At 60.2% G+C, this 15,328-nt stretch carries 16 protein-coding genes; 8 read left to right on the forward strand and 8 right to left on the reverse strand.

The window, feature by feature from the left end; translation table 11 throughout:
* Positions 1 to 59: 59 nt before the first annotated feature.
* From dnaA to NMG46_RS03340, 5 genes are all read right to left on the reverse strand, one after another.
* Entirely contained in the window at positions 60 to 1,532 is a 1,473-nt protein-coding gene (dnaA, locus tag NMG46_RS03320; protein WP_254816282.1) for a chromosomal replication initiator protein DnaA, read from the reverse strand.
* Between the two features lie 914 nt (positions 1,533 to 2,446).
* Positions 2,447 to 2,713, reverse strand: a complete 267-nt coding sequence (rpsT, locus tag NMG46_RS03325) for a 30S ribosomal protein S20 (protein WP_023676922.1) — start codon at positions 2,711 to 2,713, stop codon at positions 2,447 to 2,449.
* A 159-nt stretch (positions 2,714 to 2,872) separates the two neighbouring features.
* A complete protein-coding gene (locus NMG46_RS03330; protein WP_254816283.1) occupies positions 2,873 to 3,646 on the reverse strand; it encodes an enoyl-CoA hydratase in 774 nt (257 codons plus the stop codon).
* 24 nt (positions 3,647 to 3,670) lie between these two features.
* A complete protein-coding gene (gene mutM, locus NMG46_RS03335) occupies positions 3,671 to 4,561 on the reverse strand; it encodes a bifunctional DNA-formamidopyrimidine glycosylase/DNA-(apurinic or apyrimidinic site) lyase (protein ID WP_254816284.1) in 891 nt (296 codons plus the stop codon).
* A complete protein-coding gene (locus NMG46_RS03340; protein WP_254816285.1) occupies positions 4,554 to 5,795 on the reverse strand; it encodes a phosphopentomutase in 1,242 nt (413 codons plus the stop codon). The genes mutM and NMG46_RS03340 overlap by 8 nt, the downstream gene beginning before the upstream one ends.
* Before the next feature lie 159 nt (positions 5,796 to 5,954).
* Here NMG46_RS03340 and NMG46_RS03345 point away from each other — a divergent pair, with 159 nt between their 5' ends.
* Positions 5,955 to 6,131 carry a hypothetical protein gene (locus NMG46_RS03345; protein WP_254816286.1) on the forward strand — a complete coding sequence of 59 codons (177 nt, stop codon included), beginning with the start codon at positions 5,955 to 5,957 and terminating at the stop codon, positions 6,129 to 6,131.
* A gap of 53 nt (positions 6,132 to 6,184) precedes the next feature.
* Here the strand turns inward: NMG46_RS03345 and NMG46_RS03350 are convergent, their stop codons facing one another.
* The 3 genes from NMG46_RS03350 to NMG46_RS03360 all read right to left on the reverse strand — a co-directional run bounded on the left by NMG46_RS03350 (position 6,185) and on the right by NMG46_RS03360 (position 7,971).
* A complete protein-coding gene (locus NMG46_RS03350; RefSeq protein ID WP_254816287.1) occupies positions 6,185 to 6,805 on the reverse strand; it encodes a TadE/TadG family type IV pilus assembly protein in 621 nt (206 codons plus the stop codon).
* Positions 6,806 to 6,836: 31 nt separating this feature from the next.
* Positions 6,837 to 7,397 carry a TadE/TadG family type IV pilus assembly protein gene (locus NMG46_RS03355; protein ID WP_254816288.1) on the reverse strand — a complete coding sequence of 187 codons (561 nt, stop codon included), beginning with the start codon at positions 7,395 to 7,397 and terminating at the stop codon, positions 6,837 to 6,839.
* A 151-nt stretch (positions 7,398 to 7,548) separates the two neighbouring features.
* Complete coding sequence (locus tag NMG46_RS03360; RefSeq protein ID WP_254816289.1) at positions 7,549 to 7,971, reverse strand: pilus assembly protein N-terminal domain-containing protein; 423 nt, start codon at positions 7,969 to 7,971, stop codon at positions 7,549 to 7,551.
* A gap of 342 nt (positions 7,972 to 8,313) precedes the next feature.
* Between NMG46_RS03360 and NMG46_RS03365 the strand changes: the two genes are divergently transcribed.
* The 7 genes from NMG46_RS03365 (at position 8,314) to NMG46_RS03395 (ending at position 15,308) form a co-directional block, all read left to right on the forward strand.
* Positions 8,314 to 8,484 (forward strand): Flp family type IVb pilin, encoded by a 171-nt coding sequence (locus tag NMG46_RS03365; RefSeq protein ID WP_254816290.1) that lies wholly within the window; start codon positions 8,314 to 8,316, stop codon positions 8,482 to 8,484.
* 152 nt (positions 8,485 to 8,636) lie between these two features.
* Positions 8,637 to 9,155 carry a prepilin peptidase gene (locus NMG46_RS03370; RefSeq protein ID WP_254816291.1) on the forward strand — a complete coding sequence of 173 codons (519 nt, stop codon included), beginning with the start codon at positions 8,637 to 8,639 and terminating at the stop codon, positions 9,153 to 9,155.
* Between the two features lie 188 nt (positions 9,156 to 9,343).
* Positions 9,344 to 10,159, forward strand: a complete 816-nt coding sequence (gene cpaB / locus NMG46_RS03375) for a Flp pilus assembly protein CpaB (RefSeq protein ID WP_254816292.1) — start codon at positions 9,344 to 9,346, stop codon at positions 10,157 to 10,159.
* Positions 10,156 to 11,685: a type II and III secretion system protein family protein gene (locus tag NMG46_RS03380; protein WP_254816293.1), complete on the forward strand. Its 1,530-nt coding sequence runs from the start codon at positions 10,156 to 10,158 to the stop codon at positions 11,683 to 11,685. The genes cpaB and NMG46_RS03380 overlap by 4 nt, the downstream gene beginning before the upstream one ends.
* Before the next feature lie 14 nt (positions 11,686 to 11,699).
* Positions 11,700 to 12,434 (forward strand): CpaD family pilus assembly protein, encoded by a 735-nt coding sequence (locus tag NMG46_RS03385; RefSeq protein ID WP_254816294.1) that lies wholly within the window; start codon positions 11,700 to 11,702, stop codon positions 12,432 to 12,434.
* 55 nt (positions 12,435 to 12,489) lie between these two features.
* Positions 12,490 to 13,773 carry a CpaE family protein gene (locus NMG46_RS03390; RefSeq protein ID WP_254816295.1) on the forward strand — a complete coding sequence of 428 codons (1,284 nt, stop codon included), beginning with the start codon at positions 12,490 to 12,492 and terminating at the stop codon, positions 13,771 to 13,773.
* 29 nt (positions 13,774 to 13,802) lie between these two features.
* On the forward strand, positions 13,803 to 15,308 hold the full coding sequence (locus tag NMG46_RS03395; protein WP_254816296.1) for a CpaF family protein: 1,506 nt from the start codon (positions 13,803 to 13,805) through the stop codon (positions 15,306 to 15,308).
* Positions 15,309 to 15,328 lie beyond the last annotated feature (20 nt).

Raw genomic sequence — 15,328 nt, forward strand, 5'->3', positions numbered from 1 at the left:
TGCGCGGGCTTTCTAGGCATAAAAAGGCCGAAGTCCGCGAGCCGGCGTTTTTCGGGCCATCAGGCCTGGTCGTTGATCAGCCTTCTCAGCAATTCGAGTTCCTGCGCCAGTGTGTTGTCGGCACCGGAAAGATCCTCGATCTTGCGCACCGCATGCAGCACGGTCGTATGGTCGCGGCCGCCGAAACGCCGCCCGATCTCCGGCAGCGAGCGCGGCGTCAACACCTTCGACAGATACATAGCGACCTGCCGCGGCTTGACGATGGTGCGTGTGCGCCGGTTGGACAGCAGTTCGGTCTTCGACACGTTGTAGTGGCGCGCGACGATGCGCTGGATGTCCTCGATACGCACCCGCTTGGGTTCGCCCGAACGATAGATGTGGCCAAGGATCTCATCGATGCGGTCGATGGTGATCTGCGGTTCGAAGGATTGGCGAAACAAAAGCTGGTTGAAGGCACCTTCGAGCTCGCGCCCGCTGCCGGTCACCGTGCGGGCGACGTGGTTGAGGATCTCTTCGGAAATATCGAGCGACGCATCGTCGAGCTTGGCGGTGGCAAGCCTGAGCTTGAGCATACCGATGCGCATGGCGAAATCCGGGGCTGACATTTCCAGCGCGACGCCGCCGTTGAGGCGCGAGCGGACGCGAGGCTCCAGCGACTCCAATTCCGACGGCGGCCGGTCGGCAGCGACCACCACTTGCTTGGCGCTGTCGAGCAGCATGTTGATCAAATGGCAGAATTCGTGCTGGATCGACTTGCCCTGCAGGAACTGCATGTCGTCGATGATGAGGAGGTCGATGTCGCGCAGCTGTTCTTTCAACGTCAGTGCGTTGTTGTCGCGGATCGCGGTGGCGAACCGCCACATGAAATACTCAGCCGTCAGATAGACGACCCGCGATTTCGGATTCTGCTTCAGCGATTCTGCGGCGATCGCCTGCAACAGATGCGTCTTGCCCAGTCCGACCGTCGCGTGAAGAAAGAGCGGATTGAAACGCACCGCGCTCGACTGCGATTCCGCGACCGCCTTGGCGGCGGCAAAAGCCACTCGGTTCGATGGTCCTTCGATGAAGGAGGTGAAAGTGTAGCGTGGATCGAGCGGCGAACCGAGAACATTGTGCCGGAACTCGGTTTCTGCCGGCATCCCCGGGCGGGGTGCCGGGACCCGTTCGACCCTGCTGGGGCTCGCCGTGCCCGCAGAGAGCGCGGTTTGCGTCTGCCTGGTCATCTTGCGCGCCGGCGCCACTTCTGGCTCGACGCTGTTGCGGCCCTGCCGTGTGGCGGTGCGAACCACGATCTCGATCTTGAGGATCTCCGGATCCTCGTGCTTCCACAACTCGGTGATAAGATCGAGATAGTGGCCGTTGATCCATGAACGCAGGAATGCGGTTGGCACTGAGATGCGGACAATACCCTTAGAGGATTCAGCGACCTTCATGCGCCCGAACCAGCTCGAATAGACCTCGGTTCCCAGACGCGCCTTCAACTGGGCCTTGACCCGATCGAACTTCTGTTCAGCTTCATTGGAAGCCGCCATGTCGTTCCTTCCGACTAACGTTCCAGGAAATGGGAGGTCGCCTGTAAGCTCCCTTTCGATGCCGCCGCTCTGCATGATCGAGTTCCTTGTCTCTTGTACCTGTTTTCCGCCGGGGATGCGCCTCCTGCATCCATGTTTCCGGCGACCGTGTCTTCGCTGCGACACCATCGCCGCCGCCGGCTGATGAATCGCCTCGTTGTCGGTCCGGCGCCGAAGCGCCGATCCGCTTTGGTCATGTCAGGGCAACAAAATGCCGTCCGGCGAAAAACCGCCGGCGCACCGTCGACCTGCCATGTACAATTACGCCAGTCCCCTACCGTATCGAAAAGACAAACCAACCCCGTCCGCGGAGTTGAATCCGCGCTGTAAACTCTGCCAATTTGAGCTGGCCGGTTTCAGGCTGGTCAAGGGCCAAGGGCCCATCCCTTCGATGGACAGACATTACCGAAATCGCTGTGGATAGGGCAAGGCCACCCCTAACGGATTTTTAAGGAATCTGACTAGCAAGGGACGTTTCGAACGCCATGCTGCAATAGTTGATTTTGACAAAGCCATTGTGATTCAAACCCTTTTCCGGCGAATATGAAAAAGGCCACACAACGCGAAATTTTCTGAAATAATTCACTTGACAGCCAATTGTCGCCTATCGGCCGCAGCTGATGTGAACAAGCTGTGGATCACCATCGGTAAGCTTATGAAAAGAAACGGAAATCCGTGACGCTCGGAAATTTTCGTATTGGCGGTTTCGAAGGCTCCGAATATGAGCGGGCATGTATATGCCGGCAAAGCATTTCGAACTTTGAAATGCTCGCGGAGCGCCATTTTGCGGGCTTTCTTTTAAGTACTTGCCGGCAAACGAAAAAACCCGGCGCGATTGGCCGGGTTTGAAGTAGCGCAGTTCTGGAATGGATATATCAGGCTGACAGCACCTTGACCCGTTGGGCCAACCGCGACACCTTGCGCGATGCCGTGTTCTTGTGCACCACGCCCTTGGTCGCGGCGCGCATCAGTTCCGGCTCGGCCACCTTGAAGGCAGCCTGTGCGGCCGCCTTGTCGCCAGCCGCGAGCGCCTCTTCGACCTGGCGGATGTAGGTTCGGACGCGGGAGCGGCGGTTCTTGTTGATCGCTGCGCGACGGGCGATCTTGCGCGTTGCCTTTTTGGCCGAGGAGGTATTGGCCATGGTGCCTCTCTTCTGATCTGGTGGGCGCTTGCGGGATACCGCGGGGCGCAAAAAACAAACGGGCAGCCACAGGGCCGCCTCGGTTGTTGCGGCTTATAGTTCAGCTTTTCCGGCACGTCAACGCTGCAGTGTTTTCTTTTTGACCGGTGCCTCGTCATCTCATCGGTTCGTGAAATTCGGCTTCCGCTTGCCGGTGAAGGCCGCCATGCCTTCCTTCTGGTCATCCAGCGCAAACAGCGAATGAAACAGCCGGCGCTCGAACCGCAGACCCTCGGTGAGCGTCGTCTCATAGGCGCGGTTGACGGCCTCCTTCGCCATCATCACCGACGGCAAGGAAAAATCGGCGATCTTCGCTGCTGCCTTAAGTGCTTCCTCGATCAACTCGCCGGCTGGCACGACGCGCGAGACAAGACCGGAACGCTCGGCCTCGGCTGCGTCCATCATTCGTCCCGTCAGGCACATATCCATTGCCTTCGACTTGCCGACAAAGCGGGTCAGGCGCTGCGATCCGCCCATGCCGGGCATGACGCCCAGCGTGATCTCGGGTTGGCCAAACTTGGCGGTGTCGGCGGCGATGATGAAGTCGCACATCATCGCCAGTTCGCAGCCGCCCCCCAGCGCATAGCCCGCCACCGCCGCGATGATCGGCTTTCGTGCCCGCGTAAATTCTTCCCAGCCGACGAAGAAATCCTGCACATAAGCATCCACGTAGGAGATCGACTGCATTTCCTTGATATCGGCACCTGCCGCGAAAGCCTTCTCCGAACCAGTGATGACCATGGCGCCAATGTCGGCATTGGCGCCCATGCTGTTCACCGAGGCGACCAGTTCCGCCAGCACTTGTGAATTCAGCGCGTTGAGCGCCTGCGGCCGGTTCAGCGTAATCAGCCCGACCTTGCCGCGGGTTTCGACGATGATGGTTTCATAGCCCATGCTTTGCTCCTCCTCGCTTCTGGTTTAAGCCTGACAGGCCCGGCAGTGGAAAGTCGAACGACCGCTTTGCACGATACGCTCGATGTGGCCGCCACAACCAGGCTTGGAGCAGGCTTCGCCCTCGCGATCGTAAACCGCGAAGGAATGCTGGAAGTAGCCCAGCGATCCATCGGTCTGCATATAGTCGCGCAACGACGAGCCGCCGGCGGCGATCGCATCGGCGACGACCGAGCGGATAGCTTCGGCCAGGCGTTCGCTCTGCTCTTTGGCTTTCTTGCCGGCTCTCGCGAGGGTGCCCGCTTCGCGCAGCGGCGACAGGCCGGCCCGCCAAAGCGCTTCCGAGACGTAGATATTGCCTAGCCCGGCAATTAGCCTCTGGTCCAGAAGTGCCGCTTTCAGCGGTGACTTGCGACCTTTCAGCAACGAAGCGAGCAGCGTGCCGTCCAGTGCGTTGCCTGTAGGCTCGACGCCTAATCCCGCCAGCATCGGATGCATGTCGGGCTCGCCTTCCGAAAACAGCATGAACCCGAAGCGGCGCGGGTCGTTGAAGATCACGCGAGAGCGGACGCCGGCAGGGGATGCGATGTCGAAGACGACGTGATCGTGAGCAGTGTTTTTCGAACGTTCGTGGTGGAACGCGCCGGGCGTTGCGCTCTCGTCGGCCGTTTCGATGCGAAACGAACCCGACATGCCGAGATGGCAGATCAGAACCGGGCCGTTGTCCATGTGCATTGTCAGATATTTGGCACGGCGGCCGAGCGCCGCAATCGTCTTGCCGGTCAGCCGCTCCGAAAATCTCTCAGGGAACGGAAACCGCAAATCCGGCCGGCGTGCCTCGACGTCGACAATGCGGGCACCTTCAAGGGCCGGCTGCAGACCGCGCCTGACTGTCTCGACCTCCGGCAGCTCAGGCATGGCCACCTATCGTGGCATGGAAGGAGGTGCCGTGACGGCCGCGCGCCAGCCCGAGATGTTCGGCCACGGTTTCGCCGATGTCGGCAAATGTCATCCTCAGTCCGATGTCTGCGCCTTTGAAACCCGGCCGTGTCCCGATAACCGGAATCCGCTCGCGCGTGTGGTCGGTGCCGCGCCACGTCGGATCGTTGCCGTGATCTGCGGTCAAAATGAGCAGATCGCCTGACCTCAGCCGTGCGAATGCCTCGGGCAGGCGCCGGTCGAAAGCTTCAAGTGCGGCGGCATACCCCGCAACGTCGCGCCGATGCCCGAACTCGGTGTCGAAATCGACAAAGTTCGCGAAGACGAGGTCGCCGTCGCGGGCGTCTTCCATGGCGCCAAGCGCTTTGTCGAACATCGCCATGTTGCCGGCAGCCTTGCGGACTTCCGAGATGCCCCGGTGGGCGAAAATGTCGCCGATCTTGCCGACCGCGATAACCCGGCTGCCGCGCGCCGTCAGCCGGTCGAGCAGCGTCGGTTCCGGCGGCGGTACGGCATAGTCGCGACGATTATGCGTTCGCTCGAACGTGGCGGCGGTTTCACCGATGAACGGCCGTGCTATGACGCGGCCGATATTCAGCGGATCGACGAGCCTGCGCACCACCTTGCAGAACTCGCAAAGCCGTTCCAGGCCGAAATGAACCTCATGCGCGGCGATCTGCAGGACGGAGTCGATCGAGGTGTAGCAGATCGGCTTGCCGGTGCGGATATGGTCCTCGCCGAACCGTTCGATAATCTCGGTGCCCGGAGCATGGCAATTGCCGAGGATGCCAGGCACCTTCCCTTCACGCACCATTGCTTCGGTCAACTCGGCCGGAAAGGCGGGAATCGCGTCCGGGAAGTAACCCCAGTCGAAACGGACCGGCAGGCCGGCTATTTCCCAATGGCCCGATGGCGTGTCCTTGCCGCTCGAAACCTCTTGGGCCGCGCCGTGAAAGGCGGCGGCAAGCGGCGCACTGCCGGCATTCTCGAATCTGAAACCCGTCGCCGTTGCCGCGGCCTGGCCGAGGCCGAGCGAAAGCATGTTTGGTACAAGAAGGGGCCCGTCACGCAGGCCTTCGCGATCGGCGCGGCCTTCTGCGCAGGCCCGCGCGATGTGTGCGAACGTATTGGAGCCGGTGTCGCCATAGCGTTCGGCATCGGCCGCGCCGCCGATGCCGAAGGAGTCGAGGACAAAAAGGAAGGCGCGTGCCATCGAAAGGTTCATCATTGCCTGTGTGTTGGCTCAGACATAGGGTTCCGCGCCGCCATTGGCAATTCGGAAACCCAAACAGCACGGTTGGCATGCTGGTCCCGGAGAGACGAATCGCGGCATGGTCGATCGGCGGATGGAAATGCGCGGCGCGGAGCTCGCATGAGGCTTGCCCTGACAGCATTCGCCGCCGTACTGGCTTTGCTGCTGGAGGGGTCTTGCGCAAACCTGGCGCGCGCCGATTGGCGCTATGTTATCGGAACGTTCCGTATCGGTATCGTCGCCGAACCGTTGCCGGTCCGGGGGACGATGTACCGGCTGCAGCCATCGTGCGTCTAGTCTCGGCCCGCGGGTGCAAGCAATAGCAACAGACCGTTAGCGGGCTTCAGGCGTCAGCAATCGCTGCACGGAATGGTCGGGCTCCTGCGCGGCCGCAGATAATAAGTTTCCGCCATCGATATCGAATTGAAGACCGAGCTCAACCCGAACCGGCTTTGGCCGTCCGCCGACCAGGTGATAATTGGCTTGTAGGCGAGATCGCTCTCGACCCGAATGAGGAAAGTGCCTTTGATCTTGAGCGCGCTCGGGACCGTTGTGGTGGAATCCTTGACAGCGTCGAGACTAGAGACGCCATCCACCAGTTTGCGCGACCACACGACCAGGACTTTCGGCGTCGTCTCGTTCGTCACCTGTATCGCCGTGATAATGATCTTCGGTTTCGAGCGGTTGTACGGCTGGAGCGTGGAACTGCCGATCGCCATGATGGCATCGACATCGGCCGCCTTGATGGTCTGCTGCTGTGTGACGAGGTCCGCTACCATGCTGCCGATGCGGCTGACCTTCTTGCTGGTCTCGATGGCTTGCGAGGCCTCCATTGTCATAAAGTACATGATCAACAGGACAGGCACGATGAGGGCAAACTCGACGGCCGCAATACCGCGGCGGTCCGAGCAAAGCCGGACCGCTCTTGTACAAATCCCTGCGATGCCCAGTTGTGCCCCCGCACGAATCATGGCTTTTGCCCTTTTCAAGCGACTAGGTGGTTCAGTTGTCGAACGGCTCGTTTTGCCAAGTGATCGAGGCGAAATGCAGCGTTTTGCCGTCCTTCAGATTGGCCATCGATTTGGCCATGAAGTCGGTCATCACCGGCCATTTGTAAAAAACCCGCAGCATGTTTCTCGACTCCGCCAGGCCCGGTGCGACGGTGAAGGTCTGTGTGCTCGTGCCCTTGGTCAGCACGACGTCGCCATCCTGGATCTTGAAACCGGCCAGCGCCGCATCGGCGAAGGTCGGATATTCGCGCAAGTCCACCAGCAATCCGGGACAGGTCTTGGCGACCATGATCTCCAATTTGGTGCAGATCATATCCCGCAGCTTGGTGCCGGACACATCGGCCGGTCTTAGCTGGCCGGTACGCAACTGGCGCGCGATGTCGTCTGTGGCGTTTGCCATCACTTCCTGTGCGGCAAATGAAATGCAGCTCTCCAGTATGGCGAATACAAGAAGCGCGAAAGGAATTGCAAGCAGGGCGAATTCGATCGCCGTGCTTCCGCGGCGGTCGCCCAAAAACCGTCTTGGAGAACCTGCTCGTCCAGCCTTGCTCATGTCCTCTGCCCGCCGATGCCGCTTCTTATCGGTCCCACCCTTAGTCGGAACCGATTGAAGTCCGGTTGGAATGACCGTTAAATTCAACGGGAAGGCCTTAACCCGGCCATAACCGAAGCACGTTCTCGCCAAAGACGGAGACGCCGGCTAGCTAATGCCCGGCGCTCATCTCGGCTTCAGAGGCCTTCTCGGCATCGCTCTTATACGAGCTTTCGCAATATGGCGCGCAGGACATCGTCTGCACTTCGGCGCGTCGATAGATGCGCACCGACGCCGCCGCCTGGCGCACGACGGTTATTTGCTCATCGACGATCGGGTTGCCCTCCTGATCGAGGACGACAAGATTGGTGACGCCAAATCCCTTGCCGGTCAGTACGATCGTCGATGCGTCCTGCACGGAGGCGTCGGCGATCGCCGGATTGCCGACGACAATCGTATCGGCGGCGCGCGACAATTTGATGATCTTTGCCTGGTTCATCGTCACCTCGATGCCGGCGCCGGCCTTGGCTGGAAAGGCGAAAGCCGCTGCGGCACAAAGCACGGCAACTGGAAATGATGATCTCGGCCCGGCCATTAAGGCGCCCCCTGGCAAACTGTTCAACGGAACATGAACGAGATTGGTGAACCAACCGTTAAGCGGCTGGAGTTCAGGATCAAGCCGGAACCGGCATTGGGCCTAGCCGGCACGGCTGGAACGTCTTTGCCGAATTGCGTCTTTTGCGCCTTTTGTCGGCCCGGGGTCCTAGCGGCGGGTATTTTAGTTCTGGGTTAACCACGCAATGCCATCTAAGCGGGAAAGGAATCGGTAAGCCTGTTTATTAAGCCGATTGAAACAGCTTCTCCTTAGATTCGCAGTATCCGATCAGCCACAAGAGAAGTTGACGGAAGTGCTGTAACAATTGGAGTAGGAGCTCAAATGTCTAACCTCATCGCACGTTTTGTGAAGGACGAATCCGGCGCGACCGCTATCGAATACGGTCTGATCGCCGCTCTCATCGCGCTCGCCATCATGGTCGGCGCCACCTCGCTCGGCACCGCGCTGAACGCCAAGTTCGACAAGATTGCCACCAAGGTCAACGCTTCGTAAGCAACAACATTCCGTTGCTTCCCAATAAGGGCCGCCGCACTGGCGGCCCTTATTTAGTCCTACGCATGATTTTGAACTTTAGACCTCATCAATCGTTAATCGAACATACCTAGGCTGGGACCGGGTACAGTTTGACCACAGGCGCCACGCCCATGCTTGAAGCCGTGATCTTCGTCGTCTTTCCATTCTGCATGCTTTTTGCCGCGATCTCCGACATGCTGTCGATGACGATCGCCAATCGCGTGCCTGTGCTGCTCGTCGTTGTCTTTGCCTTGGTTGCGCCCTTGACCGGCATGGACTGGGCCACTTATGGCGGGCACTTCGCCGCCGGCGGCCTGGTTCTTGTAGTGACATTCGGCCTGTTCGCGCTTGGCGGCATGGGCGGCGGCGACGCCAAGCTCCTGGCCGCCACTGCCGTATGGATGGGACTGAACATCCATCTCGTCGAGTATCTCGTCACCTCGACATTCATCGGCGGTCTGCTGACCCTTGCCATCATCGCCTATCGAAAATCGTTGCTTGCCGCCGTCACAAGCCACAATCGGTTCCTGCGCCATTTCGCCGATGAGGCGACCGGCGTTCCGTACGGCATTGCGCTTGGCATTGGCGGTCTGCTCACCTATTCCGACTCACCGTTGATGGCCTGGGCGCTTACCAGGCTGGCGGGCTGAATGTCGCTTTACGCCATTGGCGCCGAGCAGGCGAATTGGCCACGTTTTCCTTCGGCCCAGAGTTGTCGCTCTAATTTATGTAAACCTTAAATTAATCACGATCGTAAGTATAACATTAACCTTGTTTTGACGATTGCCGCTGCAAAGTCCGGCTTGGCTAGTGGTTTGCCAAGGCGAGGTTCGGACAGATGCCAGCATCCCGATTAATTATTCTAGGCGTGGCGATAGCCGCGGCCGGCGGTGCAGGCTATGTCGCGAAGAACATGGTTGTGGCTCCGCCGCCTCCGGTTGTCGATTCCGGTCCTCAGGCGCCGGCGATCGCGCTGCAGGATGTGCTTGTTCTTTCCGGCGACGTTCCGATGGGCAGTCCGCTTGAAAACAACATTTCCTGGGAGTCATGGCCGTCCGCCGGCATCAACGCAAATTTCATCACCCGCGCTGCCGAGCCTGAAGCGCTGGACAAGCTGAAGGGCGCCGTCGCCCGCGTGGCGCTCTATGCCGGCGAGCCGCTGCGCCGCTCGAAGCTGATCGGTGAAGGGCAAAGCTTCATGTCGTCGATCCTGCCCTCCGGCATGCGGGCTGTCGCCACAAGCATTTCGGCCGACACCTCGGCCGGTGGCTTCATTCTTCCGAACGATTTCGTCGACGTCATCATGACCCGCAGAACCGATGCCGCCAATGGCGGTGGTCCGGGCTTCACGACCGAAACTATCCTCAAGAACATTCGTGTCCTGGCGATCGACCAGACCATTCAGGAGGATGAGGAAGGCAAGAAGACCAGAGTCGGCCAGACCGCCACCCTGGAGCTGACGCCGCAGCAGTCCGAGATCATCACCGTCGCACAGCAGATGGCGGATCGCCTGACACTGGCGCTGCGCTCGATCAAGGACAGCCAGGACAAGAATGTGGGCGAGGCCGACTACCTGGTTTCCGGCAATGGTCGGCGCGGCACCGTGCGGTTGATCAAGTCGGGCGAAGTTTCCGAGGTGGGGGCAAGGAAATGAGGCTAAAAACCAAACTGCCGCTCACCCTGGCTGTGGCGATCGGCCTGTTTCTCCTTGGAACGAATGCATATGGCATCCTCGATGCCAGTGCGGCGGGCAATGCCAGGGTCACGGCTTCGACCGCCACCCAGCGGGTCAAACTCGGACTCAATAAATCGGTGGTCATCGACCTGCCGAGCGATGCCTATGATATTCTCGTCGCCAACCCCGCTGTAGCCGACGCAGTGACCCGCACCGCCCGCCGCATCTATCTGTTCGGAAAGGCGGTCGGCGAGACCAACATCTTCGTGTTTGGCCCGAATGGCGAGCAGATCGTCAGCCTTGACCTGGCGGTCGAACGCGATGTTGCCGGGCTGGAGGATTATATCAAGCGCTTCATCCCGTCATCGACCGTTAAAGTCGAACTCCTGAACGATAATGTCGTTCTGACCGGAACCGTGGACACTCCTCTGGACGCCAAGCGCGCGGCTGATCTGGCAAACATCTTCGTGTCCGGCGGCGAGGCGACCACGGGTCAATATTCGCAGACCGCTGCCGGCGGTTCGGCCGAAGCCGGCGTCGCCATCGACAACCCGGATGCCGAGCGCCGCGTCAGCCAGATCATCAACCTGCTGCAGATTATCGGCGACGACCAGGTGACGCTGAAGGTGACGGTTGCCGAGGTCAGCCGCACGGTGATGAAGCAGCTCGGCGTCAACATGGTCGGCAACGGCAGCAGCAACGGCATCAGTTGGAGCGCTCTCACCACGCCCGCATACGGATTGGGAAAGCCACTGTCGCAATATTCGGGGGCGGCGATCGGCAGCTCAACTCTTCAAGCGTACATAAACGCCATGGAGCAAAGCGGTGTCATGAAGACGCTGGCCGAGCCGACTCTCACCGCCGTTTCCGGCGAGAAGGCGACCTTCAAGGTCGGCGGCGAATTCAATATCATCACCGGCCGAACAAGCAACGTTTCAAACGACAATCAAACTGGCCAGATTACCTACGAGCACGAACGCCTTGAATATGGAATTGGGCTCGAATTCCAGCCGGTCGTGCTCTCGGCGGGCCGCATTAGCCTGAAAGTGAGGACGTCGGTTTCGGAACCTACGACCGAAGGCGCCGCAGTCCTGGAAGGAGCCGGCGACTTACCCGGCACCACTTTGCTGTCGATCCGCAAACGCCTGGCCGACACCACGGTGGAATTGCCCTCCGGCGGTTCCATGATGATCGCGGGCCTTGTCCGCGACGACATCAGGCAGGCGGTTGCCGGGCTGCCCGGCCTGACCAAAATACCGGTGCTAGGCACGCTGTTCCGCAGCAGGGATTTCGTCCGCAACGAGACCGAACTCGTCATCATCATCACGCCCTATCTGGTGAAGCCGGTGGCGCGCAACGATCTTGCCAAGCCGGATGACAATTTCAACGCAGCCAGCGATGGCGCCGGCATGTTCCTTGGCCGCGTCAACCGCGTCTACGGCACCATGCAGACCGACAAGCCCAACGGCCGCTATCACGGCGTTGTCGGCTTTATCTACAAGTAAGCGGGGAAGTCGACATGTCTCAGGCAGTATTGAAGGCAAGGGCGGTCACCGCGATACAGTCCGTTCATTCGCGGATCTGGCGGCCGGCCGTTCCGATCATAGCGATCGCGATGGTGGCATCACTGGCCGGCTGCGCCAATCGCGACAGCGTCACGGTCGGTGCCATACCGGACGACTATCGCACCACCCATCCTATCGTCATCGCCGAGAAGGTCCAGAAGATCGACCTTCCGGTCGGCGCCGGCGACCGTGGCATGACCAGATCCCAGCGTGACACGCTCCTGGGCTTTCTCAACGGATACGACAGGAGCGCGGCTCCGGTGCTGACGATCGAGATTCCGAGCGGGTCAGCTAACGAAATCGCAGCGGCCGCGGCCGGCCGCGATTTCGCCAGGTTAGCCATAGCCAGCGGCATCAGCCGGAAGCGGATCGCCATGCGGTCCTATCAGTCTGTTTCAGCCGAAGCGTCCGCACCGGTCCGCGTTGCCTACGTCTCGGTGAAGGCTCAGACGGATAAATGCGGGCGCTGGCCCGAAGACCTGCTGCAGACTTCGGAAAACAAGCACTATGCCGATTTCGGCTGTTCGTATCAGAACAACCTGGCTGCCCAGATGGCCAATCCGTCCGATCTGATCGGGCCGCGCAAACCGTCGCCGATCGACGCGGAAAATCGCGGCGCGGTGATCGACGTCTATCGTGACAGGGGTATTTCGGACGAATTCCTCGGCAATTCGGAAGTCGATTATTAACGAGTGTCGAGGCTCAACAAACTCTAAGCCGCGCAAGTCACGGAAAGTGATGACAATGAGCAATCTTGCCTATGACACAGAGGTACCGGGCGGCGAAACCTCGGAGCAGGATATTGCCGCGATGCAGGCGTTGCGGCCGATCCCGCGCATTTCGATCCAGGCATTTTGCGAGACCGAAGGCGTAGCCAATCCGGTCGAGCGCGCCGGCGAGGATCGCCGCATGGCCAAGGCTCATCTGAAGGTGCATATGGGGGGCATCCCCACCGCTATCGAATTCTATCAGTCGGCGCCGACACCGAACCTGATCCTGCTTGAATCCCGCAGCGAGCCGAAGCTGTTGCTGGAACAACTCGCCCAGCTCTCCGAGCATTGTGACCCGACCTCCAAGGTGGTGGTTGTCGGCCACTACAACGATGTCGGCCTGTATCGCGAACTCATTCGTTCGGGCATCTCCGAATATGTCATCGCGCCCGTATCGATGGCCGACATCGTCAGCGTGGTGTCTTCGATCTTCGTTGATCCGGAAGCTGAGCCGATCGGCCGCTCGATTGCGTTCATCGGCGCCAAGGGCGGCGTCGGCTCCTCGACCATAGCCCATAATGTGGCCTGGGCCATGTCGTCCCTTTTCAAATCCGAAGTGGTTGTCGCCGATCTCGACCTCGCCTTCGGAACGGCCAATATCAACTTCGACCAAGACCCGGCCCAAGGCATTGCCGAGGCGGTCTTCTCGCCGGAACGCGTCGACGAGGTCTATCTCGACCGACTGCTCGCCCAATGCGCCGAGCACCTGTCGCTGCTTGCGGCCCCTTCGACCCTGGAGCGGGTCTATGATTTCGATCCCGACGCTTTCACCCAGCTTATCGACATAGCCCAGCGTAGCGCGCCGCTCCTCGTGCTCGATGTTCCCCACTTGTGGGCCGGCTGGACCAAGAACACGCTGGTCAAGGCCGATGAGATCGTCATCACGGCGACGCCCGAACTGGCCAATCTGCGCAACACGAAGAACCTGGTCGACATGCTGAAGCGGCTTCGTCCGAACGATCCTGCGCCAAAGCTTGTGATCAACCAGGCCGGTGTGCCGAAACGTCCCGAGATTACGCCGTCCGACTTCTCCGAATCCCTCGGCCTTTCGCCGATGTCGGTCATCCCCTTCGAGCCGCTTTTGTTCGGAAATGCTGCCAATAACGGACGTATGCTCGGTGAAATGGATGCCAAGAGTCCGGTCGTCGCCACGATCAACGAGATCGCCCATGTGCTGACAGGGCGCAGCGAAATCAAGGTGAAGAAAAAGGCTGGCCTCGGCAACCTGATAGGCAAGCTTTCGCGCAACAAGAAGTGATGCCTCAGCGGTGGAATTGGTAAGCGATCATGTTTGGTAAAAGAGGCAGCGACGACGGCAACCGGACCATCCCGGAATTCCGTCAGCCCGCACCCGCAGCTGCTGCGCCGGCTGCCGCGAACCCTATGGAAGCGGCTATAGCTGCCAGACCCGCGACGCTGCCGCCATCCGGCGCGCCTGCTGCGCCGGTTCGCCGTGCAGTCGAGCCACCGCCATTGGCGCCGGAGCCGAAAACTATCCAGCGCCAAAAGAGCGAAACCTACTACGACACCAAAAGCCAGGTCTTCGCCGCACTGATCGACACGATCGACCTGTCGCAGCTGGCCAAGCTCGATCCCGAAAGTGCGCGCGAGGAAATCCGCGACATCGTCAACGACATCATCGCGATCAAGAATTTCGCGATGTCCATCGCCGAGCAGGAAGAGCTTCTCGAGGACATCTGCAACGACGTTTTGGGCTACGGGCCGCTGGAGCCACTGCTTGCGCGCGACGATATTGCCGACATCATGGTCAATGGCTCCAAGAACGTTTACATCGAAGTCAACGGCAAGGTCGAGCAGACCGGCATTCGGTTCCGCGACAACCAGCAGCTCCTCAACATCTGCCAGCGTATCGTCAGCCAGGTCGGCCGCCGCGTCGATGAATCAAGCCCGATCTGCGATGCCCGTCTTCCAGATGGCTCTCGTGTCAACGTCATCGCACCGCCCCTGGCTATTGACGGCACCGCACTTACCATCCGCAAGTTCAAGAAGGACAAGCTGACGCTCGACCAGTTGGTCAAGTTCGGCTCGATTTCGCCGCAAGGGGCCGAGATTCTCAAGATCATCGGCCGTGTCCGTTGCAACATCGTCATCTCGGGCGGTACCGGCTCGGGCAAGACGACGCTGCTCAATTGCCTGACCAACTATATCGACCGGGAGGAACGCGTCATCACCTGCGAAGACTCGGCTGAGCTGCAATTGCAGCAGCCGCATGTGGTGCGTCTCGAAACCCGCCCGCCCAACCTCGAAGGCGAGGGCGAAGTGACCATGCGCGACCTGGTCAAGAACTGTCTGCGCATGCGGCCCGAACGCATTATCGTCGGCGAAGTGCGCGGACCCGAAGTGTTCGACCTGCTGCAGGCGATGAACACTGGCCATGACGGCTCGATGGGAACGATCCACTCGAACAGCCCGCGCGAATGCCTCAACCGTATAGAGTCGATGATCGCCATGGGCGGCTACACGCTGCCGCAAAAAACCGTGCGCGAAATCATCGTCGGCTCCGTCGACGTGATCATACAGGCTGCACGCCTGCGCGACGGATCGCGGCGCATCACCCACATCACCGAGGTGATCGGCATGGAGGGCGACGTCATCATCACCCAGGACATCGTTCTCTATAACATCAAGGGCGAGGACGCGAACGGCAGGTTGCTGGGCGAGCACGTGTCGACTGGCATCGGCCGTCCGCATTTCTGGGAGCGTGCCCGCTATTACGGCGAGGAGCAGCGCCTCGCCGTTGCGCTCGAGGCAATGGAGAAGCGCGCTGACTGATCCGTCCGGAAACGTGGGGG

Source organism: Mesorhizobium sp. LMG 17147 (assembly GCF_024297145.1).
Taxonomy (GTDB): domain Bacteria; phylum Pseudomonadota; class Alphaproteobacteria; order Rhizobiales; family Rhizobiaceae; genus Mesorhizobium.

What these genes read in the sequence shown, in the direction of transcription:
- NMG46_RS03360 (WP_254816289.1), bottom strand. Translation starts at nt 7,971, where the DNA reads ATGGCCGGGCCGAGATCATCATTTCCAGTTGCCGTGCTTTGTGCCGCA.
- dnaA (WP_254816282.1), bottom strand. Translation starts at nt 1,532, where the DNA reads ATGGCGGCTTCCAATGAAGCTGAACAGAAGTTCGATCGGGTCAAGGCC.
- cpaB (WP_254816292.1), top strand. Translation starts at nt 9,344, where the DNA reads ATGCCAGCATCCCGATTAATTATTCTAGGCGTGGCGATAGCCGCGGCC.
- NMG46_RS03340 (WP_254816285.1), bottom strand. Translation starts at nt 5,795, where the DNA reads ATGGCACGCGCCTTCCTTTTTGTCCTCGACTCCTTCGGCATCGGCGGC.
- NMG46_RS03330 (WP_254816283.1), bottom strand. Translation starts at nt 3,646, where the DNA reads ATGGGCTATGAAACCATCATCGTCGAAACCCGCGGCAAGGTCGGGCTG.
- mutM (WP_254816284.1), bottom strand. Translation starts at nt 4,561, where the DNA reads ATGCCTGAGCTGCCGGAGGTCGAGACAGTCAGGCGCGGTCTGCAGCCG.
- rpsT (WP_023676922.1), bottom strand. Translation starts at nt 2,713, where the DNA reads ATGGCCAATACCTCCTCGGCCAAAAAGGCAACGCGCAAGATCGCCCGT.
- NMG46_RS03350 (WP_254816287.1), bottom strand. Translation starts at nt 6,805, where the DNA reads ATGATTCGTGCGGGGGCACAACTGGGCATCGCAGGGATTTGTACAAGA.
- NMG46_RS03355 (WP_254816288.1), bottom strand. Translation starts at nt 7,397, where the DNA reads ATGAGCAAGGCTGGACGAGCAGGTTCTCCAAGACGGTTTTTGGGCGAC.
- NMG46_RS03385 (WP_254816294.1), top strand. Translation starts at nt 11,700, where the DNA reads ATGTCTCAGGCAGTATTGAAGGCAAGGGCGGTCACCGCGATACAGTCC.
- NMG46_RS03390 (WP_254816295.1), top strand. Translation starts at nt 12,490, where the DNA reads ATGAGCAATCTTGCCTATGACACAGAGGTACCGGGCGGCGAAACCTCG.
- NMG46_RS03380 (WP_254816293.1), top strand. Translation starts at nt 10,156, where the DNA reads ATGAGGCTAAAAACCAAACTGCCGCTCACCCTGGCTGTGGCGATCGGC.
- NMG46_RS03395 (WP_254816296.1), top strand. Translation starts at nt 13,803, where the DNA reads ATGTTTGGTAAAAGAGGCAGCGACGACGGCAACCGGACCATCCCGGAA.
- NMG46_RS03365 (WP_254816290.1), top strand. Translation starts at nt 8,314, where the DNA reads ATGTCTAACCTCATCGCACGTTTTGTGAAGGACGAATCCGGCGCGACC.
- NMG46_RS03370 (WP_254816291.1), top strand. Translation starts at nt 8,637, where the DNA reads ATGCTTGAAGCCGTGATCTTCGTCGTCTTTCCATTCTGCATGCTTTTT.
- NMG46_RS03345 (WP_254816286.1), top strand. Translation starts at nt 5,955, where the DNA reads ATGAGGCTTGCCCTGACAGCATTCGCCGCCGTACTGGCTTTGCTGCTG.